A 26,543-nucleotide genomic window follows, 5' to 3' on the forward strand; every position below is an offset into this window, starting at 1 on the left:
TCCTCGCGCGCCAGCACGGCGGCCTCGCGCACGGAGGGGTGACGCAGCAACACCGCCTGAATCTCGCCCGGCTCCACGCGGAAGCCGCGCACCTTCACCTGCGCGTCCACACGCCCGAGGAACACGACCGAGCCGTCCGCGAGCAGCCGGACGCGATCGCCGGTCTTGTACATTCGAGCCCCGGGCTCGGCGCTGAACGGGTGCGGCCTGAAACGATCCGCGGTCAGCTCCGGCCGCCCGAGGTAGCCCCAGGCCAGGCCGTCCCCGCCGATCCACAGCTCCCCTGCTCCACCCGGCGGCACCGGCGCCAGGGCCTCGTCGAGCACGTACAACTCCGTGTTGGCCAGCGGCCGGCCGATGGGGAGCGTCGTGCTTCCCTCGGGCACTTCGCGGACGAGGTGCCAGGAAGCGAAGGTGGTGCTCTCGGTGGGACCGTAGACATGGAGCAACCGCCGCGGCGGGCCTTCGCGCAGGACCGCGCGGACCGGCTGGGGATCCACCGCCTCACCGCCGAAGTGGAGTTGCCGCAGCCCTCGGAAGGCGTCCGGCACCTCGGTGGCGATCTGGTTGAACCAGGCCGTGGTGAGGAAGAGGACGCTGATGCGCTGCTCGTGAAGCCACGTGGCGAACGACCTCGGCGCGAGCGCCACCTCGCGATCCACACCCACCAGCCGGGCCCCGTGCAGCAGCGCGCCCCAGATCTCGAAGGTGGCCGCGTCGAACGAGGCGTTGGACGCCTGCGCCACGCGGTCCTCGGGCACCAGTTGGATGAAGTCCGTCTCCACCACCAGCCGGACCACGGCGCGGTGCGGGACGCAGACGCCCTTGGGCACGCCCGTGGAGCCCGAGGTGTAGATGACGTAGGCGAGGTCATCCGCCGAGGCGCTCGGTGCCGGAGCCGTGTCGGGCAGCCCCTCGAGCTCCCCTGCCCCATCCAACGCGAGCACTCGCGCGGCCCCCGGTGACAAACTGTCCCGCAGCCGCTGCTGGGTGAGCAGCACCGGCACGTGGGCATCCTGGATCATCCAGGCCAGACGCTCGCTCGGGTACGCCGGATCCAGCGGCACGTAGGCGGCACCGGCCTTCAAGATGCCCAGCACGCCCACGATCAGGTCCGCCGAGCGCTCCACGCACAGGCCCACGGCCGAGCCTCGCGAGACCCCCCATGACAGGAGGCGGTGCGCCAGCCGGTTCGCCCGCCGCTCCAGCTCGGCATAGGTGAGCGAGACCTCGCCGAAGGACACCGCCACGGAATCGGGCGTACGGGCCACCTGGGCCTCGAACAGCGAGTGGATCGTGGCCTCGCGCGGGAACGAGGTCCTCGTGGCGTTCCACTCCACCAACACTCGACGGCGCTCGGCGGTGGACAGCAGGGGCACGTCTCCGAGCCGCCGCTCGGGAGCGGAAACCATCTCCTCCAGCAGGGACCACCAGTGCGCCAGAAGCCGGGCGGCGGTATCCGCGGAGACGCGCTCGGAGCGGTACAGCAGCTTGAGGTGCAGCTCGCGGCCCGGCGTGGCCACGGCGGTCAACGGGTAGTGCGTGCGCTCGAAGGGGCGGAAGTCCCCGAGCGACAGGCCGGCCACGCCCCGCTCGAGCGCGGCGGCATCGATCGGATAGTTCTCGAAGACGAGCAGGCTCTCGAAGAGCGGCGTGCCGCGGGGCACCTCGCTCCAGCCCTGGAGGCGCGCCAGCGAAACGTTGTCGCGCTGGGCCAGCTCCACCAACCGTGCCTGGAGCTCGCGCAACCAGGGGACCAGCTCCTCGCCACTCCGGAGCCGGACGCGAACGGGGAGCGAGTGGATGAACAACCCCACCGCCTTCTCGATGCCCGGCAGCTCCGGCGGACGGCCCGAGAGCGTGGTGCCGAAGACAACGTCCTCGCCCGCCCCGTACCGCGACAGCAGCAGCGCCCACGCGCCGTGCACCACCGTGCTCGGCGTGAGCCCGTGACGCCGCGCGAAGTCCTGAAACGCCGCGGTGGTGCGCGCGTCGAGCACGGCCTCCCGCTCTCCCGCCCCGCTCACCCCACCGGAGTCACCCGCTCCCGGCAACGGGGTCGGCGCGTCCACGCCCGCCAGCAGCTCTCGCCAGAACGCCTCATCCCGATCGGGCCGCCGCCGTCTCAGCCACCCGATGTACGTGCGGAAGTCCAGCGCACGCGGGGGCCGCCACGCCTCACCACGGACGAGCGCCGCGTAGGCCTCGAGCACCTCCGAGAGCACCCGTGCCAGGCTCCATCCGTCCAGCAACAGGTGGTGGAAGCTCCAGATGAACCGATGGGCCTGCTCCCCCAGCCGGATCAACGTGAAGCGCATCAGGGGCGCCCGCGTCAGCTCGAAGCCACGAGCCCGATCCTCGCGGAGGAAGGACTCCAGCCCGCGCACCTGCTCCTCCGCCGGAACTCCACGCCAATCGAGCTCGTTCCACGGCGGCTCCACGCGGGCTCGCACCACCTGCATGGGCTCATCCAGACCCGCCCACTGGAAGTCCATCCGCAGCGCGGAGTGGCGCTCCACCACCAACGCCCAGGACTCGCGAAGCGCGGCGGCATCGAGCGCCCCGGTGAGAGTCCAGCTCCGCTGCTCGAAGTACGCCTCCGTTCCGGGCTCCAGCAGCACCTGGAACAAGAGCCCATGCTGAAGCGGAGACAGAGGGTAGCTCCCCTCGGCAATATCGGTCCGCGCGAGCGCCCGGAGCGACTCCGCGCAATCCGCGGCCAGGGCCTCGATCGTCTCGCGGGCGTGCAGCGCGTCGCTGTAGATCCAGGACAACTCCAGGCGCCCACCCGCGGCACGAGCCACCACCTCCAGCACATGGCTCCGGAGTCCGCCGGCCCCATGCGAGGGCCCCACGGATTCAGGCGCGAGGCCGAACCGGGACGCCCCGAGCGCCCCTACGTCCAGTTGCCCGAGGTAGTTGAAGCAGACCTCGGCGGAGGGCCGTGCGCGGAGCTGCTCGGAGGCCTCATCCCGGCGCAGGTAGCGCAGCAGGCCGTAACCGAGTCCCCTGTCCTCTCGCCGCTCCCTCGCGGCGCGGACCGCCTCGAGCGCCGTCTCGGGGTTCGCATCCTGGAGTACCAGGCGAACCGGATGGAGCGCGGTGAACCAGCCCACCGTGCGCGAGAGATCCACGTCCTTGAAGAGCTCCTCGCGCCCGTGTCCCTCCACGTCGACGAGCAGCCGATTCTGGCCGCTCCAGCGAGCCAGGGCCCGGGCCACTCCCGCGAGCAACAGGTCATCCACACCCGCGCGCAGGGCGGACGGCAGCTCGTGCAGGAGCGCCCGCGTCACCTCGGGCTCCAGTGTCACCGTGACGGTGCGCTCGGAACCGGGCGTGTTGCTTCCTTGCCGATCCCGGGGCAGCGCGGACACATCGCCCCCAACCTCCTCCAACCAGAAGGGCAGCTCCGCCGCGACGGCCTCCGACCGCGCATACGCCTCCAACCGCCGCGCCCACGCCTGGAAGGACGTCGTCTTCGCGGGCAGCGTGATCGGCTCGCTCCGGCCGAGCTGGTGCAGCGCGGTCGTCAGGTCCTCCAGCAGCACGCGCCAGGAGACGCCATCGACGGCGAGGTGGTGGATGACCAGCAGCAGCCGGCCAGTCCGAGCCGGGCCGCGGTCGAACAGCACCGCGCGCACGAGCAGACCCTCGTCCAGCGACAGACTGGCCTGCACCTCGGCCGAGACACGCTCGAGCTCCGCGGCCTGCTCGGACTCTGGCAGCGCCGACAGATCCACCCGGCGCGGCGTCACCTCGCGTCCCGGGGCCGCGCAGTCCTGCTCCCAACCCATCCCCACGCGCTTCACGCTCGAGCGGAGAGCGTCATGGTGCTCCACCAGTGCGCGCAGTGCCTGCTCCAGCAGGGCGGCGTCCACGGGCTCGTGCGTCTCCAGCAACAGCGCCTGATTGAAGTGGTGCGCTTCCGGCAGCTCCCGCTCGAGGAACCACCGCTGGATGGGCGTGAGCGGCACCGGCCCGGACACCGGCCCCTGCTCGCCGAGGGCCCTGCCCGCTCCGGCCACGCGGGCCAGCTCGGCCAGGGTCTGGTGCTGGAAGAGCTGCCGGACGGTGAGGTGCAGCCCCGCCTGCCGTGCGCGAGCGATCACCTGCAGGCCGAGGATGGAATCCCCGCCCAGCTCGAAGAAACGATCGTAGGCGCCCACACGCTCCACTCCGAGCACCCCGGCCCAGATCTCCGCGAGCCGGCGCTCCATCTTCGTGCGGGGCTCGACGGAGGCCTCGCCACCGCCAACCCGTGTGCGAACCGGCGCGGGGAGTGCCCGGCGATCCAGCTTGCCGCTTGGCGAGAGCGGCAGTGCCTCCAGGGGCACGAAGGCCGAGGGCACCATGTGCTCGGGCAGCGAGCTCCCCAGGAACGAGCGCAGCGAGTTGGGCGCGAGCTCCTCGCCAGCGGGGATGACGTAGGCCACGAGGCGGCGATCTCCCGGCACGTCCTCGCGCACCACCACCGCGGCCGAGCGCACGTGCGGGTGGCGCAGCAGCGCGGACTCGATCTCTCCGAGCTCGATGCGGAAGCCGCGCAGCTTCACCTGGTCATCCAACCGGCCGAGGTACTCGATGGCACCATCCGCCAGGAACCGGGCGCGATCCCCGGTCCGGTACAGTCGGCCGCCCGGAGTCTCCGCGAACGGATCCGGGATGAAGCGCTCGGCGGTCAGCTCGGGCCGCCGCCAGTAGCCACGGGCCAGCGGCACGCCGCCGATGTACAGCTCACCCGGCACACCGGGAGGCACCGGGCGCAGGTTCCGGTCCAGCACGTACATCCGCGTGTTGGCGATGGGTCGCCCGATGGGAACCAGTGGCCGCCGGTCCTCGGGCACACACGCCCAGAACGTCACGTCCACGGCGGCCTCGGTGGGCCCGTAGAGGTTGTGCAGCTCCGAGCGCAGCCTCGAGTGGAAGAGATCCCTCAGCTCCGGAGGCAGGGCCTCGCCGCTGCAGATCACGCGCTTCGGACTGAAGCGGGCATCCAGCTCCGGCGCCTCCAGGAAGTGTCGCAGCATGGAGGGCACGAAGTGCAGCGTGGTAATCCGCTCGCTGGCGATGACGCCGGTGAGATATGCCGGATCCCGGTGTCCACCGGGCCGAGCCATGACCAGGCGGGCGCCCGTCATCAACGGCCAGAAGAACTCCCAGACGGAGACGTCGAAGCTGAACGGTGTCTTCTGGAGGACGCGATCCTCCGCGCCCAGCCCGTACGCCTCCTGCATCCAGAGGAGCCGGTTGCAGATGGCGGCGTGGGTATTCATCGCGCCCTTGGGACGCCCGGTGGAGCCCGAGGTGTAGATGACGTAGGCCAGATTCCCGCCGGCCAACGAGACCTCCGGGCGCGCGGTGGACTCGCGGGCCACGGCCTCCCACTCCGAGTCCAGACACACCACGGCCGCATCGCCATGAGGCAGACCCGGGGCGAGCCGCGCCTGGGTGAGGAGCACGGGCGCGGACGCATCGGCGAGCATGTACTCGAGCCGCTCGCGCGGGTATTCGGGATCCAGCGGCACGTAGGCGCCGCCCGCCTTCAGGATGCCGAGCAGCCCCACGACCATCTCGAGCGACCGCTCGGCACACAGCGCCACCAGCCGGTCCGGGCCCACGCCCCGAGCACGCAGGTAATGAGCGAGCTGATTCGCACGGCTGTCCAGCTCCCGGTACGTGAGGTGCGCGCCCTCGAAGGACACGGCCACGGCGTCCGGCGTGCGCTCCACCTGGGCCTCGATGAGCCGGTGCAGGCACGCGTCCGGCTCGCGAGGCAGCCGGGTGTCGTTCCACGCCACCAGCACGCGGTGGCGCTCCTCGGGTGCCAGCAGCGCCAGTTCCTGGACGCGGCAGGCGGGCTCGCGAACGGCGCTCTCCAGGAGGACACGCAGGTGCGCGAGCATGCGCTCGGCGGTGGAGGGCTCGAAGAGGTCGGTGCTGAACTCGAGGGTCGCCGAGAGCCCGGCCGCCGTCTCCATGAGGCTGAGGCGCAGATCGAACTTGGACGTGCGGCTCTCCTGCTCCAGCACGCGCAGCTCGAGGCCCGGCAGGGAGATCTCCGGCAGCGGATCCTCCTGGAGCACGAGCATCACCTGGAAGAGCGGGCTACGGCCGAGGTCGCGCTCGGGCTGGAGCACCTCCACGAGCTTCTCGAAGGGAGCGTCCTGGTGGGCGAAGGCACTCAGCACGGTCTCGCGGGCGCGGCCGAGCAGCTCGCGGAAGGACGGGTTGCCCGCGGTCGACACGCGGAGCACGAGCGTGTTGACGAAGCATCCGATGAGCCCTTCCAGCTCGGTGCGGTCGCGGCCGGCCACGGGCGTGCCCACGCACAGGTCATCCTGGCCGCTGTAGCGGGACAGCAGGGTGGAGAAACCCGCGAGCAGGACCATGAAGGGGGTCGCGCCCTCGCGGTGGGCCAGGTCCTTCACGGCCTGGGACAGCTCGGGGCTCAGGAGGGTGTGCCGGCTCGCGCCCCGGGAGCTGCGCACCGGAGGCCGGGGATGATCCGTGGGCAGCTCCAGCGATTGGGGCGCTCCCGCCAGGCGGGTCCGCCAGTACGCGAGCTGCGCCTCCAGGGCCTCGTCTCGCAACCATCCACGCTGCCAGGCGGCGTAATCCACGTACTGGAGCGAGAGCTCCGGCAGGGGCGAGGCCTGGCCCGCGGAGAAGGCCGGATAGAGCGCGGCCACCTCGCGGACCAGCACGCCCAGGGACCACCCATCCGAGACGAGGTGGTGGAGCACGACGAGCAGCACATGCTCGCGCTCGCCCAGGCGCATCAGCGAGACCCGCAGCGGCGGACCCGAAACGAGCGCGAAGGGCCGTAGCGCCTCCTCGCCCGCGATCCGCGAGACCGCCTCGGCCCGAGCGGAGCCGGAGAGCCCCGTCAGGTCGACCCGGGCCAGCGGGAGCCGGACCTCCGGGGAGATGACCTGGACCGGCTTGCCGTCCTCGGCGCGGAAGGTGGTCCGGAGGCCCATGTGGCGCCGGACGACCTCGAGGAGGCAGCGCTCCAGCACCGCCACGTCGAGCACCCCCTCGACGCGGACCGTCACGGCCTCGTTGTAGGCGGCGTTCTGGGGATCCAGCTGCTCCAGGAACCAGAGCCGCTGCTGGGCGAAGGACAGGGGCAGCGCGCCCTCGTGGGAGCCCGCCACCAGGGGAGGCGTCCGTGGAGCCGTCTTCGGTAGCGCGTCGATGCGCTCGGCGAGCGAGGCCACGGTACCGGCCTCGAACAGCTCACGCAGGGCCAGCTCCACGCCGAAGGCATCGCGGAGGCGGGAGATGGCGCGGGCGGCGAGCAGCGAGTGCCCACCGAGCGCGAAGAAGTCATCCCCTGCCCCCACCCGCTCGACGCCCAGCACGGCGGACCAGATCTCCGCCACACGCCGCTCGGTGCGGGTGCGCGGGGCGATGTAGTCCCGAGCGGCCTCGCGCAGTCCATCTGGAGCGGGCAGCGCCTTGCGATCCACCTTGCCATTGGGCGTGAGGGGGAAGGCCTCGAGCGTCACGATGGAGGAAGGCACCAGGTGCTCGGGCAGGAGCCGGCGAGCGAAGGTGCGCAGCGCGTCCGTGGAGGGAGCTCCCTCCGGCCGGTGGATGACATAAGCCACCAGCCGCGCACCGCCGGCCGAGTCCTCGCGGGCCACCACGACCGCCTGCCGCACGCCGGGGTGCTTCTCCAGGGCGGCCTCGATCTCACCGGGCTCCACGCGGAAGCCGCGGATCTTCACCTGATGATCCACACGGCCGAGGAACTCCACCGTCCCATCCGCCCGCCAACGCGCGAGGTCTCCGGTCCGGTACATCCGCGCGCCGTCCTGGGCGCTGAACGGATCCGGCAGGAAGCGCTCGGCGGTCAGCTCGGGCCGGGCGTGGTAGCCACGAGCGACACCCGCGCCGCCGATGAACAGCTCACCGGGCACGCCGATGGGAGCGGGCCGCAACCGCGCGTCCAGCACATAGAGCGAGGTGTTCGCGATGGGCGTCCCGATGGGCACCGGACCCGAGGACCCCTCCACACGGTGCGTGGACGACCAGATGGTGGTCTCGGTGGGGCCGTACATGTTCAACAGCTCTCCACTGACCGCACCGCGCAGCCGGGCCGCGAGGTCCGCCGCGAGCGCCTCACCGCCCACCATCAACCGTGACAGGCCCGCGAGCGCATCCGATGCGTCGGGCTCCAACAGCAGCGCCTGGGCCAGCGAGGGCGTGCATTGCAGGTGGGTGATGCCATGGCGCCGGATCTGCGCGGGCACCGTCAGGCCGTGCTGTCCCTGGAGGCGGAAGTCGCGCTCGGAGCGCTGCCGCAGGGAATCCAACGCGGGCAGGCTGGCCAGCACGGTGTCCGAGTCCACTCCGAAGTCGATGAGGCAGGCCACCTCGTCCACACCGAGCGCCTCGATCCGCGCCACCTGCTCGCGGCAGGTCCGAGGCGTTCCGAAGAGCCCCGCCTCCTCGAAGTAGCGGTCGAAGGCACGCTGGGAGAGCGCCTCCAGGTCCTCGGGCTGAACGGACGCGGGCTCCAACCCGAAGGTCCGCCCCAGTCCGCGCATCAGGTCCGCGGAGCTGCTCAGGTAACGGCGGAAGGGCCCTTCCACCGTCGCGCGCACCCGGTCCAGCTCCTGCCCCACGAAGGTGTGGAGCATGAGCGTGACGTGTCCCTCGCCGGCGTGGCCGGCCTCGCGCCAGGCCTCGCGGTAGAGGGCCACACGCTCCCGCAGCTCGTCCCATCGCTGGCCGAGCAGGTGCGTCAGAACGCCCGCGCCCAGCCGGCCGGCCTCGCGGAACGTCTCGGGGTTGCCAGCGGCGGTGAGCCAGATGGGCAGTTCGGGCTGCACGGGGCTCGGGCGGATGCGGACCTCCACCGGCTCACCCGTGCCGCTGGGGAGGGAGACAGCCTCTCCACGCCAGAGCCGCCGCACGGTGTCCAGGTCGCGCACGGCCAGCGCACGGCGCTCGGCATAACGCTCGGGCGCGAGGACGAAGTCGTCCGCGTTCCAACCCGGCGCCACCGACAGACCCACGCGCCCCTTGGAGAGGTTGTCGACGACGGCCCAGTTCTCGGCGACGCGCACGGGGTGGTGCAGCGGGAGGACGATGCTGCCGGCGCGGATGCCCACGCGCTCGGTGACAGCGGCGATCGCCGCGCCCGTGAGGGAGGGGTTGGGATAGAGCCCACCAAAGGAGTGGAAGTGCCGCTCGGGGGTCCAGACGGCCTCGAAGCCGTGGCGGTCCGCGAAGCGCGCGCCCTCCAGGAGGAGCCGGTAGGGCTCGCCGTCCTGCCGCGCGCCATCGTCCGCGGCGAAATAGAAGAGGCTGAAGCCCAGGGGCTTGCGGCGTGGAGTGCGGCGGGGAGCGGCGGCCAGCGCGCCCTGTTCACCCTGCACGGCGATCTTGAAGCCGCGAGCCAGGGTCCAGAGCAGCTCCAGCACGGAGATGTCGAAGGACACACTGGTGACGGCGAGCCACGAGCCCGGCGTCGAGCCGACGCGCGCATCCATGCCGGTGAAGAAGTTGGCGAGGTTGCGGTGGGGGATCAGCACGCCCTTGGGGCGGCCGGTGGAGCCGGAGGTGTAGAGGATGTACGCGAGGTTGTCCGGACCCACGCCGGTCGCCGGGGCTTCCTCGGCCAGTTCGGGCGCTCCGGGCGGATCCAGCGGAACCACGGTCCGGGTGCCGGACGGGAGCGCCCCCACCAGATGCCGGTGCGCGAGCACCACGGGAGCTCCGGAGTCCTCCAGCATGAAGGCGAGCCGGGACTCGGGGTACGAGGGATCCAGCGGGAGATAGGCGCCCCCGGCCTCGAGGATGCCCAGGAGTCCCGTCACCAGTTCCAGCGAGCGCTCCGCGCACAGGCCGACCACCACCTCGGGACCCACGCCCGCGGCACGAAGCCGCCGGGCCACCGCGTTGGCCCGCAGCTCCAGCTCCCGGTACGTGAGCGACTCGTCGCCACAGACGACGGCCAGCGCATCCGGTGTCCGCGCCGCCTGTGCCGCGAAGAGCGCATGGACGCAGGCCTCCGGGTACTCGGTGCGCGTGGCGTTCCAGTCCACCAGCACCTGGCGCCGCTCGTGCTCCGGCAGCAGCGGAAGCGCGGAAAGCCGTTGGTCCGGGTCGGCGACGACGGCCTCCAGAACCACGAGCAGCCGCTCCACCATCCGGGTCACGGTGGAGGCATCGAAGAGGTCCGTGGCGTATTCGAGCCAGCCCTCCAGCCCCTTCGCACCGTGCGCGAGGGACAGGGTCAGCTCGTAGGCCGTGGCACCCGGATCCAGCTCCACGCGGCGAGCCTCCAGACCGGGCAGCGAAAGCTCCGCGCCGGGCTCGGGCAGGAGGACGAACAGCACCTGGAACAGGGGCGAGCGGCTCCGGTCACGCGAGGACGGAAGGGTCTCGGTGATGCGCTCGAAGGGGACGTCGCGATGGGCGAAGGCCTCGAGCGACGTGGTCCGGGTGCGGGCCAGCAGCTCGCGGAAGGAGGGATCGCCAGACAGGGACGTGCGGAGGACGAGGAGATCGAGGAAGCAGCCGATCAGCCCCTCCAGGCTGGCGCGGTCACGGCCGTTGACGGGAGTTCCGACGCAGAGGTCCTCCTGGCCCGAGTGACGCAGCAGCACGGCCTGGAAGGCCGCGAGCAGCGTCATGAAGAGCGTGGCGCCCTGGCCGCGGCCCAGCGTCTCCAGGCGGGCGGTGAGCGGCGCGGAGAGGTGCAGCGGAACGCGAGCGCCCCGATACGACGGAGAGGGAGGACGAGGCCTGTCGGTGGGCAGCTCCAGGGCGGCGGGAGCACCGGCCAGACGTTGCCGCCACCAGGAGAGCGACTCCTCTAGGGCCGCATCGGTCTCCCGCTCCCGGCGCCAGAGCGCGTAATCGGGGTACTGGACCGGGAGCGGCAGCGGGGAGGCAGAGGCCCCCTGAGCCAAGGACGCGTAGAGCGCGCTCAACTCCCGGGCCACGAGGGCGAAGGAGGCACCGTCCGAGACGATGTGGTGCATCACCACGACGAGCAGGTGCTCGCGAGCGTCCAGACGGAACAACGTGACCCGGATCAACGGGCCGCGCACGAGGTCGAAGGGAGCACTCGCCTCCTCCCGGGCCAGCCGGAGCGCTTCCTCTTCACGTCCAGGCACGGCCTGGAGCTCCACGAGCCGGAACACGGACGGGGGCACGGACGAAATGACCTGCCGGGGCGAGCCATCGACCTCGAGGAACGTCGCCCGGAGGATCTCATGCCGCTCGAGGATCGCCGTGAAGCTCCGTTCGAGCGCCGGCACATCCAGCTCACCCACGAGCCGGAGGGCGGAAGGAAGGTTGTATGCGGGCTTGCCGTGCTCGAGCTGTTCGAAGATCCACAACCGCTGCTGGGCGGACGAGAGCGGAGCCCCTGCCCCTTCGGCACGGCGGGGAATGGACGGCAGCCCCGCGTCACGCGCGTTGAAGATCGTACGAGCCAGCGCGGCCACGGTGGGCCCATGGAGCAGCTCGTCCATGCGGAGGACGGCGCCCAGATGCTCGATCTCATGGGCCAGCTCGACGGCGGCGAGTGAGTCGAGACCAAAGCTCGTGATGGGAACATCCTTCGCGAGCTCCTCCGGACGCACGCGCAGCCGCGCCGAGAGCCGGGCCACGAGCCAGGTCTCCAGCTCCTCGACGGAGACCGGATCGACGGGGGCCTCCAGCGCCGGAGTCCCCTGCCCTCGCGCCACACCGTCCGTATCCCGCCAGAACAGGAGCGCGCGGGGCCAACCGGCGAGCAGCTCGGCCTTGCAGGCGCGGCGCTGGATCTTCCCGCTGGACGTCTTCGGCAGGGCACCGGGCTCGAGCAGCACCAACGCATGGAGCTGCACCTCGTGCGCCTCGGACAGGCTGCGGCGGACCGCGCCCACCACCTCATCGGGCGTCCAGGGCTTGCGCGAATCCACCTCGTACACCACCGCGAGCCGCTCCTCGCCCTCCACCTCGATGGAGAACGCCGCGCCGCACCCGGGCCGGAGCGCGGGGTGGCTCCGCTCCATCGTCAGCTCGAGATCCTGCGGGTGCAGATTGCGGCCGCGGAGGATGATCAGATCCTTGCGCCGGCCCACGACGAAGAGCTCGCCGCCGTGGAGCACACCCAGGTCCCCCGTGCGCAGGAACCGCTCCGGGCCCCCCTCCATCACGGTGGCCTGGAAGGCGGCTTCGCTCTCCTCGGGCCGCTCCCAGTAGCCGTGGGCCACGCTCGGGCCGGAGATCCAGATCTCCCCCACCCTGCCCTCGGGGCACGCCCGCCGCGTCTCCGGATCCACGATCAGGAGTGACTGCTCGGGCATGACCTTGCCGCAGCCCACCAGCGGACGAGCGCCCGGCCCATCCACGGCCACCACGGCCTCGTTGCGCTCCAGCGCCGCGGCCTCCCAGGTGCGGACGAGGATGCCCTCGCCCTTCTTGCCGCCCGAGGCGATCAGCGTGCCCTCGGCGAGGCCGTAGCAGGGATAGAACGCCTCGGAGCGGAAGCCAGCGGGGGCGAACGCCTCGGCGAAGCGGGTCATCACCTCGGGGCGGATGGGCTCGGCGCCGCAGAAGGCGAGATCCCAGCGGCTCAGGTCCAACCCTTCGCGCTCGGGAGGAGGCACCTTGCGGACGCAGAGATCGAACGCGAAGCAGGGCCCGCCGCTGATGGTGCCGCCGAAGCGGGAGAGCGCCTCCAACCAGAGCCGGGGGCGCCGGAGGAAGGCGAGCGGGGACATGAGGGCCGTGTGGAAGCCGGCGTAGAGCGGCTGGAGGATGCCGCCGATGAGGCCCATGTCGTGGTACGGCGGCAGCCAGATGACGCCCACGCTCTCGGCGCGGACCTCGAAGGCGCGCGAGATGAGGGACAGGTTGTGCAGCAGGTTGCCGTGGCTGAGCCGCACGCCCTTGGGATCGCCCGTGGAGCCGGACGTGTACTGGAGGAAGGCCAGCGAGTCGCGCGTCGCCTCGGGCCGTTGCCAGCCGGCCTCCACGCCCTCGTCGATGGCGTCGGTGGCCACCCAGCGCAACGCGGCCAGCTCCGGGGCCTGCTCGAAGAGGCTCTCGCCCATCTCCCGGATGAAGGAGATGGTGAGCACGACGCTGGCGCGCGCATCGCGGATGATGGCGCGAAGCCGGGGGAGCGTGCGCTCGAGCCGCGTGGGCTCCGGCGGATATGCGGGCACGGCGACGAGCCCCGCGTAGACGCAGCCGAAGAAGCCCGCGACGTACTCCAGGCCCGGCGGATAGAGCAGGACGGCGCGCTCTCCGGTCCGTGCCAGGGACTGGAGCATCGCGCCGATGCGCCGGGCCCGCAGGTCCAACGCCGCGTAGCTCACCACCTGTTCCTCCCCTTCCTCGAGGAAGGTGTAGAGGGGTTGCTCACGCTGGGCGCTGGCGCGCGTCTCGAGCAACTCCAGGAGCGTGGTGGCGGAGGACGGTTGACCGGGAAGGCTCATGGGCTCCTGAGGGGGGGCGAGGCGGGCGCACAAAAGCGGCGGCAGTATAGATTGCCGCTTGCTGAACAGTTCAGGCGAAAGGACGGACGGTCGAGTGCCTGCTCAGCGCCGGGCCCATCAATGGAGCGAGCGCCTCTCGGATTCGCGGAGAGCGGGAGGTGGCGGCGACTATCCGGCCCGGGCCGTGGGCGCCGCGGGCTGCTCCATCTGCGCGTTGACGAGCCTCGCGTAATATCCGCCTTGCGCCACCAGTTCCTCGTGGCTGCCCGTCTCCAACACGCGTCCCGCGTCCATGACGACGATGACGTCCGCCCGGCGGATGGTGCTCAAACGGTGGGCGATGACGAGGCGCGTGCACTTCAGGCTCGCCAGGGCCTGCTGGACCTGGGCCTCGGTGATGGCATCCAGCGCGCTCGTGGCCTCATCCAGCAGCAGGACCGCGGGCCGGTGCACCAGGGCTCGCGCCAGGGCCAACCGTTGCCGCTGGCCTCCGGACAGGGCCGAGCCGCGATCCACCAGCAGCGTGTCGTACTGCATGGGCATGGCCATGATGTCGTCGTGGATGCAGGACAGCTTCGCGGCCTCGATCACCCGCTCCAGCGGCAGCTCGGGGCTGGCCAGGGTGATGTTGTCCCGCAGCGACGAGCCGAAGAAGGCCGGATCCTGCAGGACGATACCCATTTGTGACCGGAGCGAGCGCAGGTCCAGGTTCACCAGCTCCAGACCGTCATAGGTGACGCGGCCCGAGGTGGGCAGGTAGAGCCCGAGCAGCAGGTTGGCCAGCGTCGACTTGCCGGCGCCCGAGCGTCCCACGATGGCGACCATCTGCCCCGGTTCGATCTTCAGCGACACGTCCTGGACCACCAGGGGCGAGGAGGGGCCGTAGCGGAACGACACCTTCTCCAGCTCGATGGCGCCCTCGAGCGTCACCAGCGTGCCCGCCTTGTCGCGAGGCTGCTCGGGTGGCGCGTCCAGCACCTCGTTGATGCGCTCCAGGTAGCTGCCCAGGACCTGGAACTCGCCGGCGGCGCCAATCAGGTTGGCCAGCGGCACCAGCATGGCGCCCGCCAGCGCGTTGAGGCTCAGCATCTCGCCCAGGGACAAGTGCCCCTCGAGTACCTGATAGGCCCCCACCAACAGCAGCACCAGCGGCGAGGCCAACCGCAGCATGCTCGTGAGCGACTCCACCCAGAGGCCCAGCCGTCCCCGCTCCAGGGTGACGTTCATCACGTCCACGTAGAGGTGCGAATAGGACTCCACCGCCCGCCGCTCGGCGCCGAAGGACTTCAGCGTCTGCATGCCGGTGAGCATGGCGATCTGGTAGCTCTGGTTCTTCGCATCCAGCTCCAGGCTCTGGGACAGCAGGCCGCGCCGCCGCTCCCGGGTCACCAGGAAGACGAGCACCTGCAGGATGCTCAGCCCCATCACCACCAGCCCGAGCAACGGACTGACGAGGAAGAGCAGCACGAAGTAGAGCAGCACCATCGTCCCATCGAGCATGGTGGAGATGGCGGTGGAGGAGAGGACCTCCCGCACCTTGGACTGCATGCCCACGCGCATCATCAGATCGCCCGCGGGGCGGAGCTGGAAGAAGGAGAACGCCAGATCCACCAGGTGGTCCAGGAAGCCGAGCGTCATGCCCGAGTCGATGCGGGTGCGCATCTCCAGGAGCAGGTGGCCGCGCAGCAGCGAGGCGATGAGGTGGAAGAGGACGAGCCCGGCCAGCGACAGTGCCAGCACGGCCAGCAGGTGGTAGTCGCCCCGAGGCACCACGCGGTCCACGACCATGCCCATGAGCATGGGGACGGCGAGCGCGAAGAGCTGGAGGGTGGCCGACAGCACGACGATGCGCTTGATCGTGTCGGACTGGCGCAGCAGCGGCACCAGGTAGCGGAAGGCCCCGGCGCGAGGGGTGGCCACCCGCTGGAAGTCCTCGCCCGGCTCGAAGAGGAGCACCACGCCGGTGAAGTGCCGGCTGAAGCCCTCCATGGACACGAGCCGCCGGCCCTGGGCGGGATCGACGATCTGCACCCGGCCGCGGACGACCCGATCGAAGACGACGTAGTGGTTGAAGTCCCAGTGGAGGATGCTGCCCGTTGGCAGGTGCTCGAGCCGATCCAGATCGATGGAGACGGCCCGTCCCCGGAGTCCCAGGCGGCGCCCCGCCTCCAGGATCGTGCGCGCGGAGATGCCATCGCGCCCGATGCCGGTCACCTCGCGCACCTGGTCCAGGCTCATGTCCCGGCCGTGGTAGCCCAGCACCATGGCCAGGCACGCGGCACCGCAGTCCGCCACCGACAACTGGCGCACGTCGGGCAGGGTCTTCAGCCGCTCCTGCAGCCGCTTGAGCGCGGGAAAGCGCTCCAACAACCCGGGCTTGTGCTCGGAGGGCGTCTGCTCAGTCTTCATGGGGGAAGAGGGCCTTGAGTCCCGGAAGGAGCGTCAGGAGGATGGGCTCGGAGCGGACCGCGACCTCCGCCCGCGCCGGCATGCCATCGAAGAAATCCAGCACCCGCCCATCGTGGGTGAAGGTCCGCGAGGGGATTCTCGCCCGCACCAGGACGATGGGGCCGTCCACCTTCACCGCGTCCCCCAGGTCCGGACCCAGGTAGCGCTTGAGCTCGGTGGGGCCGATGATCTGATCGCCTACCGACTCGATGAGCACTTCACGGTAGTCGTAGTGGAAGCCATCCAGTTCCACGCGCACGGGCATCCCGGGCTTGAGGAAGGGCCGGTAGTAGCCGGGCAGGAAGGCCAGCAGGAACACCGGCGCATCGTCCTCCACCAGTGACGCGACGGGAGTGCCCGCGGTGAGGAACTGCCCCGGCTGGATGCGCAGATCCCCCACCACTCCGGACACGGGTGCGCGGAGGGAGCGAGCCTCCACGCGGGCCTGGGCCAGCTCCTGCTCGGCCCTCAGCGTCGTCAGGGCCAGGCGGGCGGACTGATCCGTCAGGTCCCTCATGTAGCGCACCAGGTTCAGCTCCAGCTCGTGCTGAACGCGCGTGAGCGTATTGCGCTCCTCCTCGGACTGCAGCGTCACCAGGAGCTGTCCGGCCTCCACGCGCTGGCCGGGCTGCACCCGCACCGAGGCCACCACGCCGCCAGCGGGCGTCGTCACCTCCGTGCGCCGCTCGATCCGCACCACCGCGCTCCCGGAGGCATACTCGGAGACCGTGCCGATCACGCACGCGAGCAGCGCCACGCCCAACATGACCATCAGCACCGCGTACGTCCAACGCGTCCAGCCAGGGGCGAGCTGCAACACATCGCCTTCCTGCCTGCGGTAGTGCTGGTAGTACTCCAGCGCCTCCTTGCGGAAGATGGACGGCTTGCCCTGGCCTTGCTCGCTCACTGCCGTGCCCCCACCGCACCGTCAGCCTGCCGGGCCTGCTCCTGGGCCGCCGGCTTCACCCGCACGGGAGTGCCCGCGGGGACGAAGACGCCCGGGGGCACCTCCACGTCCGCGAGCGCGAAGATCATGAGGGAGGCGACATCCACCTCCGGCGCTACCTGGCTCACGCGGCCCTGGAGCGTCAGCTTCTGCTCGGCCACCTCCACCCGCACCGGCTGCCCCACCTCCACGCGCTGGAGCTGGTGGGCGGGGATGGCGAAGCGCACCTGCGGCGTTCCACGGCGGAGCACGTGCACCAGCGCCTGTGCCGGCTGCACCAGCGCCCCGGGGTGGGTGAAGCGCCCGGCCACCTGTCCATCGAAGGGAGCGCGCACCACCAGTTCCTCCACGCGCTGGCGCAACTGGGCCACGCGAGCCTCCTGCTCCTGCACGCGCGCCTGGGCCTGCGCCAGCTTCGCCTCCGAGAGCTGCTGCTCGTAACGCGCCGCGGACACCTCTTCCTGCGAGATGGCCCCCACGGCGATCTGTGTCGTGTCTTCCCGCCGCTGCAACCGCTCCTGGGCCTGCTTCAGGGACACCGCCGCCACCTGCTGCTCCGCGCGGCTGGACAGCAAGGCAGCCTCGGCGATGGCCAGTTCCTGCCTCGTGCTCGCGGACTCCAACGTCGCGACGATTTCCCCCCGGCGCACCACACTGCCCACCTGCACCCGGACGTCCTCCACGCGCCCTTCCAGCCGCGCGGCGAGGTTCACGGATGCATCCGAGATCACCACGCCCAGCAGACCCTTGTCGCCCGTGTCCTCCCGAGCGCCCCGTTCCGTTGTGTTCGCGGAGGACGGCGTCACGCCACTCCGTTCCTGGTGGGAACGAGGGCGGAGCAACGCCACACCTCCCAGGAGGGAGAGCAGGAGCAGGACCAGCCCTCCAATGAGCACGCGCGAAGCCATCGCCCGCATCGTAGGGGATCTACCGCCGGGCCCGAAGCTCACGGCAGGCGAGTCAGGGTGAACCGCCAGGTCCCTCTTGGGTCTGGCCGGCCGCCGAGCGTCCGGGGGAGCTCAGTCCCGCTTCCAACGAAGTTGGAACTCGAGTTCGTCCACGCCCTCTTCGCGCTCGTGCTCGATGTTGAAGAGTGCATCCGCGGGGATGCGCAGACGCTCGCCAGCGACCTGGATGGTGAAGGCCTCACTGGCCTCGATGGCATCCGCCAACCGCCGCAGCTTCGCGACGAAGTCCTTGCGCGGGTACGTCTTCTCCACGTCTCGCTCGGGGCGCTTCGGCATTGCACGGCTCGCTTCCGTCAGGGAGGCCAAAAAAACAAAGGCCCTGGAGCCCACCTTGCGGTGAAACTCCAGGGCCTTCTTTGGTCGGGGCGACTGGATTTGAACCAGCGACCACTTGCACCCCAAGCAAGTGCGCTACCAGGCTGCGCTACGCCCCGTTGCGGCGTCTCGTCGGCGTTCCCGTCGGCGAGATGGGCTGCCTTATGCCGTCACCCGACTCACAGGTCAAGTACGAGATCGGGCGGCCCTTCAAAAACTCACTCGGCCTTGGCCTTCATTCCGCTGGCGGAGGCCTTGTACTCCTCGACCTCCTCCAGCTCCTCGTCCAGATCCTCGGGATCCAGACCCGCGGCCTCGGCCGCGTCGGCGGCGGCGTCCTCGGCGGCGTCCAGTTCCGAGTGGTTCTCGGGAATCTGCTCGCCGTTGAGGGCGGCCTTGAGGACCGCGCTCGGCCGGAAGGTCAGCACGCGGCGAGCCGAGATCTCGATCTCCCTACCGGTCTGCGGGTTGCGGCCCACGCGCGCCTTCTTCTGGCGCACCTGGAAGTTGCCGAACCCCGAGATCTTGATCTTGTCCCCGCGCTCCAGAGTTTCCTTGAAGGTGTCGAAGACGAGCTCGACGATCTCCGCTGACTCCTTCTTGGAGAAGCCGACCTTCTCGTAGACCCCTTCGATGATGTCCGCCTTGGTCATGCGAGTACCTTCGCGCCCCTCTCTGCGGTGAACCCGGCGGACTGTGACAGCCTTCCCTGATAGCTGTCAACCCACCGGTTTCACTCAGGTTTTCCCGCGAACCCACCACGTCAGGTCCGCAGGGCACCACCCAGGCGCTGGTTGACCTCGGAGATGATGCGCTGATGGGCGGCCGTCACGTCCGCGTCGGTGAGCGTGCGCTCGGGGGAGCGGTAGCGGATGGCGTAGGCCAGGTTCTTGTGGCCCTCGGGGATGGGCTTGCCGGTGTAGACGTCGAAGATGAGGGCGTCCTCCACCAGGGGGCCACCGACCTCGAGGATGACGCGGCGGACCTCGTCGTTCTGGAGCGTCAGGGGCACCACGACGGCCAGGTCCCGGAGCACCGCGGGGAAGCGCGGCAGGCCCTGGTACTCGGGCACCAGACGGGAGGCGGCGTACAGGGGCGCCGTGTCCACCTCGAAGACGAAGACGTCGCGGGGGAGATCCAGGGCCTTGGTGACGCGCGGGTGCAGCTCGCCCACGTGACCGAGCACGGTGCCATCGGCCAGCTCCACCCGGGCGCAGGCGCGGGGGTGGTAGGCGGGGGCCTCGGCGGGGACGAAGCGGACGCCGTCCACGTGGAGCGCGTGCAGCACGGCCTCCAGGGCACCCTTGGCGTCATAGAAGTCCGCCCGGGCGTCCTTCTGTGTCCACGTCCGGCCGCCGCGCAGGCCCCACACGAGCCCTCCCAGGCGGTGCACCTCGCGAGCGGCGGGACGCTGGCCCTGGCCACCCTCGGGGTCCTGGAAGTAGGCGCGGCCCGTCTCGTAGATGGCCACGGACTCCACCTGGTGACGGACGCTGCGGGAGAGGTTCTCCAGCAGACCCGGCAGCAGGCTGGTGCGCATGACGGACTGCTCCACGCTCAGCGGGTTGAGGAGCGTGACGGGCTTGTCCTTCCCGCCCAGCACCTCCAGGGAGCGCGGCGCGACGAAGGAGTAGTTCACCACTTCACTGAGCCCCACGCCGGAGAGGGCCTGGCGGGCGCGGCGCTCGGCCTCGGCGGTGGCCGGCTCGGGGCCCAGCTCGGCGAGGCCGCGGGGCAGCCTGGCGGGGATGTTGTCGTAGCCGTAGACGCGGGCGAGCTCCTCCATGAGGTCCTCCTCGCGCTCCACGTCCACGCGGGCGCGAGGCACCTCGAAGGTCGTCTGCCCACTCCCCTCCTCCACCTGCTTGAAGCCGAGGGTGCCGAGGATGCGGCGGCACTCGGCCTCGGGGATGGCCACGCCCAGCGCCTTCTCCACGCGGCCGTAGCGCAGCGTCACGCGGCGCTGCGGCTGAGGCTGCGGGTACACGTCGATGCGGCCCGGGGCCACGGTGCCACCGGCCAGCTCGGCGATGAGGGCCGCGGCCCGGTCCACGGCGGGAATGGTGGCGTCGAGGTCCGCGCCGCGCTCGAAGCGGTGCGAGGCCTCGGTGTGGAGGCCGTAGCGCTTGGAGGAGCGGCGGATGCTGGAGGGCTGGAAGTAGGCGGACTCGAGCAGCACGCGCGTGGTGCCCGCGCTCACCTCGCTGTCCTGGCCACCCATGACGCCGGCGAGGGCCTGGGCGCGGTCGCGGTCGCAGATGAGCAGGTCCTCGGGCGACAGCGCCCGCTCCTTGCCGTCGAGCGTGGTCATCTTCTCGCCCGGCTTCGCGGTGCGGACGATGATCTCCTGGCCGGCCACCTTGTCCAGGTCGAAGGCGTGCAGCGGCTGGCCGTACTCGAGGAGGACGAAGTTGGTGACGTCCACCACGTTGCTGATGGGGCGCACGCCGCAGGCCTTGAGCCGGTCCTGGAGCCACTGGGGCGAGGGGCCGATCTTCACGTTCTCGATGACGCGGGCCGCGTAGCGCGGGCAGCGCACCGGATCCTCGATACGCACCTTGGCCTTCTCGGAGGCGGGGGCGCCGGACTCGGCGAGCTTCGGCTGGGGAGGACGCAGGGTGTCGCCGGTGGCCACGGCCACCTCGCGGGCCACGCCCAGGTGCGACAGGGCATCCGGACGGTTGGGGGTGACGTTCACCTCCATCACCACGTCATCCATCCCGAGCGCCTGGGCGATGGGCGTCCCCGGCTTCAGGTCCTGCGAGAGGATGAGCAGACCGGAGGACTCCTCGGAGATGCCCAGCTCCTTGGCGGAGCAGAGCATGCCGAAGCTGTCCACGCCGCGCAGGGGGGCCTGCTTGATCTCCACGCCATTGGGCAGCTTCGTACCGATGGTGGCCAGCGGCACCTTGTCGCCGACCTTGAAGTTCTTGGCGCCGCAGACGACCTGCAGCAGCTCCGAGCCACCCATGTCGATCTTCGTCACGGACAGCTTGTCCGCGTTGGGGTGCTGGACGGACTCCTTGATCTGCGCCACCACCACGCCGCGCAGACCCTCGCCGGGGCGATCCAGGCCCTCGATCTCCAGACCCACGGCGGTCAGCCTACGCGCCAGTTCGTCGACGCTCGCCGGCAGCGCCACGTAGTCACCGAGCCACTTGACCGAGATCTTCATCAGAACTGCTCCAGGAAGCGCGCGTCGTTCTCGAACATCATCCGCAGGTCGTCGATGCGGTAGCGCAGCATGGCGATGCGCTCCACGCCCATGCCGAACGCGTACCCGGTGACCTCGGTGGGGTCGTAGCCGCTGTACTTGAAGACGTTGGGGTGCACCATGCCGCTGCCGAGCACCTCCAGCCAGCCGGTCTGCTTGCAGATGCGGCAGCCCTTACCGCCGCACGAGGTACAGGAGATGTCCACCTCGGCCGAGGGCTCCGTGAAGGGGAAGAAGGACGGGCGGAAGCGCGTGCGCGTGTCCGAGCCGAAGAAGGCCTTCACGAAGGCATCCAGGGTGCCCTTGAGCTCGGCGAAGCTGACGTCCTTGTCCACCAGCAGCCCTTCCACCTGGTGGAACATGGGCGTGTGGGTGATGTCCGAGTCGCGCCGGTAGACGCGGCCGGGCATGACGGCGCGGAACGGGGGCTTGCGGTTGAGCATGAAGCGCACCTGCACCGGGGACGTGTGCGTGCGCAGCAGCGGCGAGCTGTCCGCCTTCTTCGCGTGGCCGAGCGAGGACTCGTCCACGTAGAAGGTGTCCTGCATGTCGCGCGCGGGGTGGTTCTCCGGGAGGTTGAGCGCCTCGAAGTTGTAGTAGTCGAGCTCGATCTCCGGCCCGTGGGCCACCTCGAAACCGAGCCGCTGGAAGGTGCGGACGATCTCCTCCATCGTCCGGGACACCGGGTGGCGGCTGCCGGGTTTCGCGGCGCGGCCGGGCAGCGTCACGTCCAGCTTGGGGCCGCGAAGCTCGGCCTCGAGGGCCGCGTCCTCCGCGCGCTGGACGGCCTCGGCCAGGAGCTTCTCGATCTCCGCCTTGACCTGGTTGGCCACCTCGCCGAGGGCGCGGCGCTCGTCGGGGGGCAGCTTGCCCATCCCTCCGAGGACGCCGGACAGCTCACCCTTCTTGCCGAGGTAGCGGATTCGGAGCGCCTCCACCGCGGACGGCTCCGAGGCGACGGAGATCTCCCGCCGCGCCGCGTCCGCGAGTGCCTGCAAGCGATCTCGCATGGGGACTTCGCCTCCCTTTTCCCGGCCGGGCCGGGGCCAAAAAAAAGGGCCGCCCTGGGGGCAGCCCGTTTCAAATCCGCGAGTGGCAGCGGCCTTCACAGGAAGACCGCGGCCGCTCACTTTCGAGGCTGGCCGAGGGGGCCAGCCGTCATCACTCAGGCCGCCTTCGCGATGTTGGCGACAGCGGCAAAACCAGCGGGATCCGCGATGGCCATGTCGGCCAGGACCTTGCGGTCGAGGGCGATCTTGTTCTTGGCCAGACCGGCGATCAGCCGCGAGTAGGACAGGCCCACGGTGCGGGCGGCCGCGTTGATGCGGACGATCCACAGCGAGCGGAAGTTGCGCTTGCGAACGGCGCGATCACGGCTGGCGTAATCGAGCGCGCGCTCCACGGCCTGGTTGGCCCGCTTGTAGCAGTTCTTGCGACGGCCGCGGTAACCCTTGGCCAGCTTCAAAATCCTATTACGACGACGACGAGCCTTGACGCCCTTCTTGACGCGCATTGCTGACTCCTGACTGCTGCGAGGTGTTTGAAAACCCCCGGCTCCGGCTGTTCACCGCACCGACAGGGCCCTCTTTACTGCATCCTGCTCAGTTCGCCCCGTAGGGGAACATCTCCTTGACGACCTTCTTGCCATCCATGTCCTTCAGATGGCCGGTGCCGCGGTGGTCGCGCTTGAGCTTCTGGCTCTTGGCGTGGGTGAAGAGGTGCTTACCGAAGGCCTTGCCGAACTTCACCTTGCCGGTCTTCTTCACCTGGAAGCGCTTCTTGGCGCCGCTACGGGTCTTCAACTTGGGCATCTTGCGGTTCCTTCCTTCAACTACCCATCCGCCGCAGCGAATCGCCGTCAGCGTGTGTCAGGGCTGACGGCTTGGAAGCCGCCAGCCGGGTCCTACTATTTCGCGCCCTCGGCCTGCGCCGGAGCGCTTGCCGAGGGAGCAGGCACCGGAGTCGGCAGAACTCCTCAGACAGTGGGAGCAGGTACTCCCCTCTGAAGGGGGGGCAAGATACTTGCCAGCGAGAGGGAGTCAAGGGGTGATAATGACCCAGACCCCCCCAAGGGGCCTCACGGCCAGGCGGCTTCCTTCTCCAGGAGGGCCTCGAAGGCCTCCAGCTTCATGGTCTTGAGGTCCTCGCCGCCGTAGCGCCGGGGAGACACGCCCCCGCCGTCCACCTCGTTGTCGCCGATGACCAGGGTGAAGGGGATCTTCTGGAGCTGGGCGTCGCGGATCTTCGCGTTGAGCGTGAGGCCGCGCTCGTCGTAGTCCACCCGGTAACCCTTGGCCCGGAGCTGGTCGCGCACCTCGAGGGCGTAGTCGCGCTGGCGGTCCGCCACGGTGACGAGCACGGCCTGCACCGGGGCCAGCCACGCGGGGAAGGCGCCGGCGAAGTGCTCGATGAGGATGGCGATGAAGCGCTCGAAGGAGCCGAAGATGGCGCGGTGGAGCACCACGGGGCGGTGCTCGGCGTTGTCGTCGCCGATGTACGTGAGATCGAAGCGCTCGGGGGCGAGGTAGTCGAGCTGGATGGTGCCCAGCTGCCACTTGCGGCCGATGCTGTCGGACACGTCGAAGTCGATCTTCGGGCCGTAGAAGGCGCCGTCGCCGGGCTTGAGCTCGTACTCCAGGCCCAGGCTCTCCAGGGCACTCTTGAGGCCGGCCTCGGCGCGATCCCACAGGGAGTCATCGCCGAGCCGCTTCTCCGGCCGGGTGGACAGCTTCACCGAGTAGGACAGGCCCACCGCCTTGTAGACGCGATCCAGGAGCTGCACGAAGCGCCGGACCTCGTCGGGGATCTGGCTCTCCATGCAGTAGATGTGGGCGTCGTCCTGGGCGAACTGGCGCACGCGGGTGAGGCCGCCGAGCGAACCGGCCGCCTCGTTGCGGTGGAGCACGTCCTGGGTGTGCAGGCGCAGGGGCAGGTCGCGGTAGCTGTGCTTCTTGAAGCCGTAGTACAGGTGATGACTGGGGCAGTTCATCGGCTTCAGCGAGAAGTCATGTTCCCCCGTGTCGTTGTCGAGCACGAGGAACATGTTCTCCTTGTACTTGCCCCAGTGGCCGCTCGTCTCCCACAGGCCCTTGTTGTAGAGCAGCGGGGTCTTGATCTCGACGTAGCCGGTCTCGCTCGTCATGCGGCGCATGAAGGCGGCCAGGGTGTTGTAGAGCGTGGTGCCCTTGGGGGTCCAGAAGGCCGCGCCCGGCGAGTACGGGTGGAAGTGGAAGAGATCCAGCTCCTTGCCCAGCTTGCGGTGATCGCGCTTGCGGGCCTCCTCCATCCGGTTGAGGTACTCCTGGAGCGCCTTCTTGTCGAAGAAGGCCGTGCCGTAGATGCGCTGGAGCATCGGGTTGCGATGGTCTCCGCGCCAGTACGCGCCGCTGGTGGACAGCAGCTTGATGACGCCGATCTTCCCGGTGCTCGGAGCGTGGGGCCCCAGGCAGAAGTCCACCCACTCGCCGTGGGTGTAGAGCGTGAGCGTCTTGGCGCCCTTGGCCGCGATGTCCTTGACGATCTCGACCTTGAACTTCTCGCCCTTGTCCTCGAAGAGCTTGATCGCCTCGTCCATGGAGATCTCGGTCCGGACGAAGGGCAGGTTGCTGGCGATCTCCTTGTTGGCCTCGGCCTCGATCTTCTCGAGATCCTCGGGCGTGAAGGGCTTCTCGCGGAAGAAGTCGTAGTAGAAGCCCTCCTCCGTCGCCGGACCGATGGTCACCTGCGTGCCCGGGAAGAGCCGCTGCACCGCGCTGGCCACCACGTGGGCGGCGTCGTGCCGGATGAGCTCCAGGCCCTCGGGGCTCTTGGAGGTGAAGATCTGCAGCTTCACGTCCTCGGTGAGCGGACGGGCCAGATCCATGTCCTGGCCGTTCACGCGCGCGAAGAGGGCGGCCTTGGCCAGGCCCGCCCCGATGCTGTCGCGCACGAAGTCCGCGATGGTCGTGCCCCGGGGCGCCTGCTTCTGGCTGCCATCGGGGAGGGTCACCGTGATCTGATCCGCCATGCGAGACCTCGGAAAAGAACGCGGGCGGCAGGCTCATCAGCCCTGCCGCCCGCAGTTGAAAACCCGTACTGAAGTGGGTCGTAGTGGGATCGAACCACTGACCCCTACCGTGTCAAGGTAGTGCTCTACCGCTGAGCTAACGACCCGTTCGCCGCCGCGACTGCCGCCGTCGAAGGTGGGCGGGGAATACGATGGGCAGCCCGGAGCTGTCAAGGAAACACCGACATGGATGCGTCATGTTCCCCGTCGATTTCCGATCAGCACCCGGGCCCGGGCCATCACCGCGTCGAACATGGCGGGGGTGAGCCGCCCCGTCTGCGTGTTCTGCTGGCTCACGTGGTAGCAGCCCAGCAGCACCGGGGCCCCCGGCAGGGCCAGCTCCGCCCCGTGTCCGAACGACGGCCGCGGCGTGGGGACGGAGACCCCCGCCCTCTCCAGCCAGGCGAGCGTCGCGTTCCAGGCAATCGCCCCCAGCGTCAGGACCACCCGGCCAGGCAACAGGGCCATCTCCCGGTCCAGGAAGGGGGCGCACCGGGCCAGTTCCTCGGGCAGGGGCTTGTTGTCCGGCGGCGCGCACTTGCACGGCGCGACGATGTAGGCCCCCGTCAACGCGAGGCCGTCGTCCCGGTGCTCGCTCCGGGGCTGGTTGGCGAAACCCGCCCGGTGCAGCCCGGCGAAGAGGAAGTCCCCCGAACGGTCCCCGGTGAACACCCGGCCCGTCCGGTTGGCCCCATGCGCCGCCGGCGCCAGTCCGAGGATGACCAGCTCCGCCTGGGGGTCCCCGAAGCCCGGCACCGGCCGGCCCCAGTACGTCCAGTCGCGGAAGGCCCGCCGCTTCTCCCGGGCCACCTGCTCGCGCCACTCCACCAACCGGGGACACGCCCGGCAGGTGATGATCTCCTCGTGAAGGCGCGCGAGCCCCGCCGCGCCCGTCATCCCTGTCGCATTGCTCTTCGCCACGATCCCCTTCCCTAGCGCCCCGCCCTACCCTCGCGCCACCGTCCACTCTTCTGGACGGCTTCGGGCCCGGGGACGCGAGGCTCAGGGGGCGGGCTGCTCGCCCGTGTAGAGGCCGGTCCGCTTGTAGCGCTCCACCACCACGCTCAGCACCACCTTGAGGATGGCCGTCGTGGGCACCGCGAGCAGGATGCCGGTGAAGCCGAACAGCTCTCCAAAGGCCAGGATGGCGATGATC

At 70.1% G+C, this 26,543-nt stretch carries 12 protein-coding genes, 2 tRNA genes and 1 pseudogene (1 of these 15 running past the window's edge); all 15 read right to left on the bottom strand.

The window, feature by feature from the left end:
• A protein-coding gene (locus tag Q664_RS38035) for a non-ribosomal peptide synthetase (RefSeq protein ID WP_084610650.1) crosses the window boundary here: on the bottom strand, window positions 1–13,451 show its 5' portion. The gene continues 3,721 nt to the left of window position 1, outside the view; the window shows 13,451 of its 17,172 coding nt (coding positions 1–13,451); it begins with the start codon at window positions 13,449–13,451; its stop codon lies off the left edge, out of view.
• A gap of 168 nt (window positions 13,452–13,619) precedes the next feature.
• Window positions 13,620–15,860, bottom strand: a complete 2,241-nt coding sequence (locus Q664_RS38040; RefSeq protein ID WP_043407566.1) for a peptidase domain-containing ABC transporter — start codon at window positions 15,858–15,860, stop codon at window positions 13,620–13,622.
• On the bottom strand, window positions 15,850–16,806 hold the full coding sequence (locus tag Q664_RS38045; RefSeq protein ID WP_043407567.1) for an efflux RND transporter periplasmic adaptor subunit: 957 nt from the start codon (window positions 16,804–16,806) through the stop codon (window positions 15,850–15,852). The genes Q664_RS38040 and Q664_RS38045 overlap by 11 nt, the downstream gene beginning before the upstream one ends.
• Complete coding sequence (locus Q664_RS38050) at window positions 16,803–17,651, bottom strand: efflux RND transporter periplasmic adaptor subunit (RefSeq protein ID WP_160174588.1); 849 nt, start codon at window positions 17,649–17,651, stop codon at window positions 16,803–16,805. The genes Q664_RS38045 and Q664_RS38050 overlap by 4 nt, the downstream gene beginning before the upstream one ends.
• A 213-nt stretch (window positions 17,652–17,864) precedes the next feature.
• The gene (locus Q664_RS38055) at window positions 17,865–18,089 is read right to left on the bottom strand and encodes an amphi-Trp domain-containing protein (RefSeq protein ID WP_043407572.1); all 225 of its coding nucleotides are present in this window, start codon (window positions 18,087–18,089) and stop codon (window positions 17,865–17,867) included.
• A gap of 81 nt (window positions 18,090–18,170) precedes the next feature.
• Window positions 18,171–18,247, bottom strand: a tRNA-Pro gene (locus Q664_RS38060).
• 99 nt (window positions 18,248–18,346) lie between these two features.
• The gene (locus tag Q664_RS63050) at window positions 18,347–18,781 is read right to left on the bottom strand and encodes an integration host factor subunit alpha (RefSeq protein ID WP_043407574.1); all 435 of its coding nucleotides are present in this window, start codon (window positions 18,779–18,781) and stop codon (window positions 18,347–18,349) included.
• Between the two features lie 110 nt (window positions 18,782–18,891).
• The gene (gene pheT / locus Q664_RS38070; RefSeq protein ID WP_043407577.1) at window positions 18,892–21,303 is read right to left on the bottom strand and encodes a phenylalanine--tRNA ligase subunit beta; all 2,412 of its coding nucleotides are present in this window, start codon (window positions 21,301–21,303) and stop codon (window positions 18,892–18,894) included.
• On the bottom strand, window positions 21,303–22,352 hold the full coding sequence (gene pheS, locus Q664_RS38075; protein WP_043407580.1) for a phenylalanine--tRNA ligase subunit alpha: 1,050 nt from the start codon (window positions 22,350–22,352) through the stop codon (window positions 21,303–21,305). Before pheS ends, pheT begins: the two co-directional genes overlap by 1 nt.
• A 155-nt stretch (window positions 22,353–22,507) precedes the next feature.
• A complete protein-coding gene (gene rplT, locus Q664_RS38080; RefSeq protein ID WP_043407583.1) occupies window positions 22,508–22,855 on the bottom strand; it encodes a 50S ribosomal protein L20 in 348 nt (115 codons plus the stop codon).
• A gap of 88 nt (window positions 22,856–22,943) precedes the next feature.
• A complete protein-coding gene (gene rpmI / locus Q664_RS38085; protein ID WP_043407585.1) occupies window positions 22,944–23,153 on the bottom strand; it encodes a 50S ribosomal protein L35 in 210 nt (69 codons plus the stop codon).
• 266 nt (window positions 23,154–23,419) lie between these two features.
• Window positions 23,420–25,348 carry a threonine--tRNA ligase gene (gene thrS / locus Q664_RS38090; protein ID WP_043407587.1) on the bottom strand — a complete coding sequence of 643 codons (1,929 nt, stop codon included), beginning with the start codon at window positions 25,346–25,348 and terminating at the stop codon, window positions 23,420–23,422.
• Window positions 25,349–25,422: 74 nt separating this feature from the next.
• Window positions 25,423–25,494, bottom strand: a tRNA-Val gene (locus Q664_RS38095).
• Between the two features lie 88 nt (window positions 25,495–25,582).
• On the bottom strand, window positions 25,583–26,284 hold the full coding sequence (locus Q664_RS38100) for a uracil-DNA glycosylase (protein WP_043407590.1): 702 nt from the start codon (window positions 26,282–26,284) through the stop codon (window positions 25,583–25,585).
• A gap of 105 nt (window positions 26,285–26,389) precedes the next feature.
• Window positions 26,390–26,543 (bottom strand): annotated as a pseudogene (locus Q664_RS58380) (AI-2E family transporter); the annotation flags it as partial.

It is taken from the genome of Archangium violaceum Cb vi76 (genome assembly GCF_000733295.1).
Taxonomy (GTDB): Bacteria; Myxococcota; Myxococcia; order Myxococcales; family Myxococcaceae; genus Archangium; species Archangium violaceum.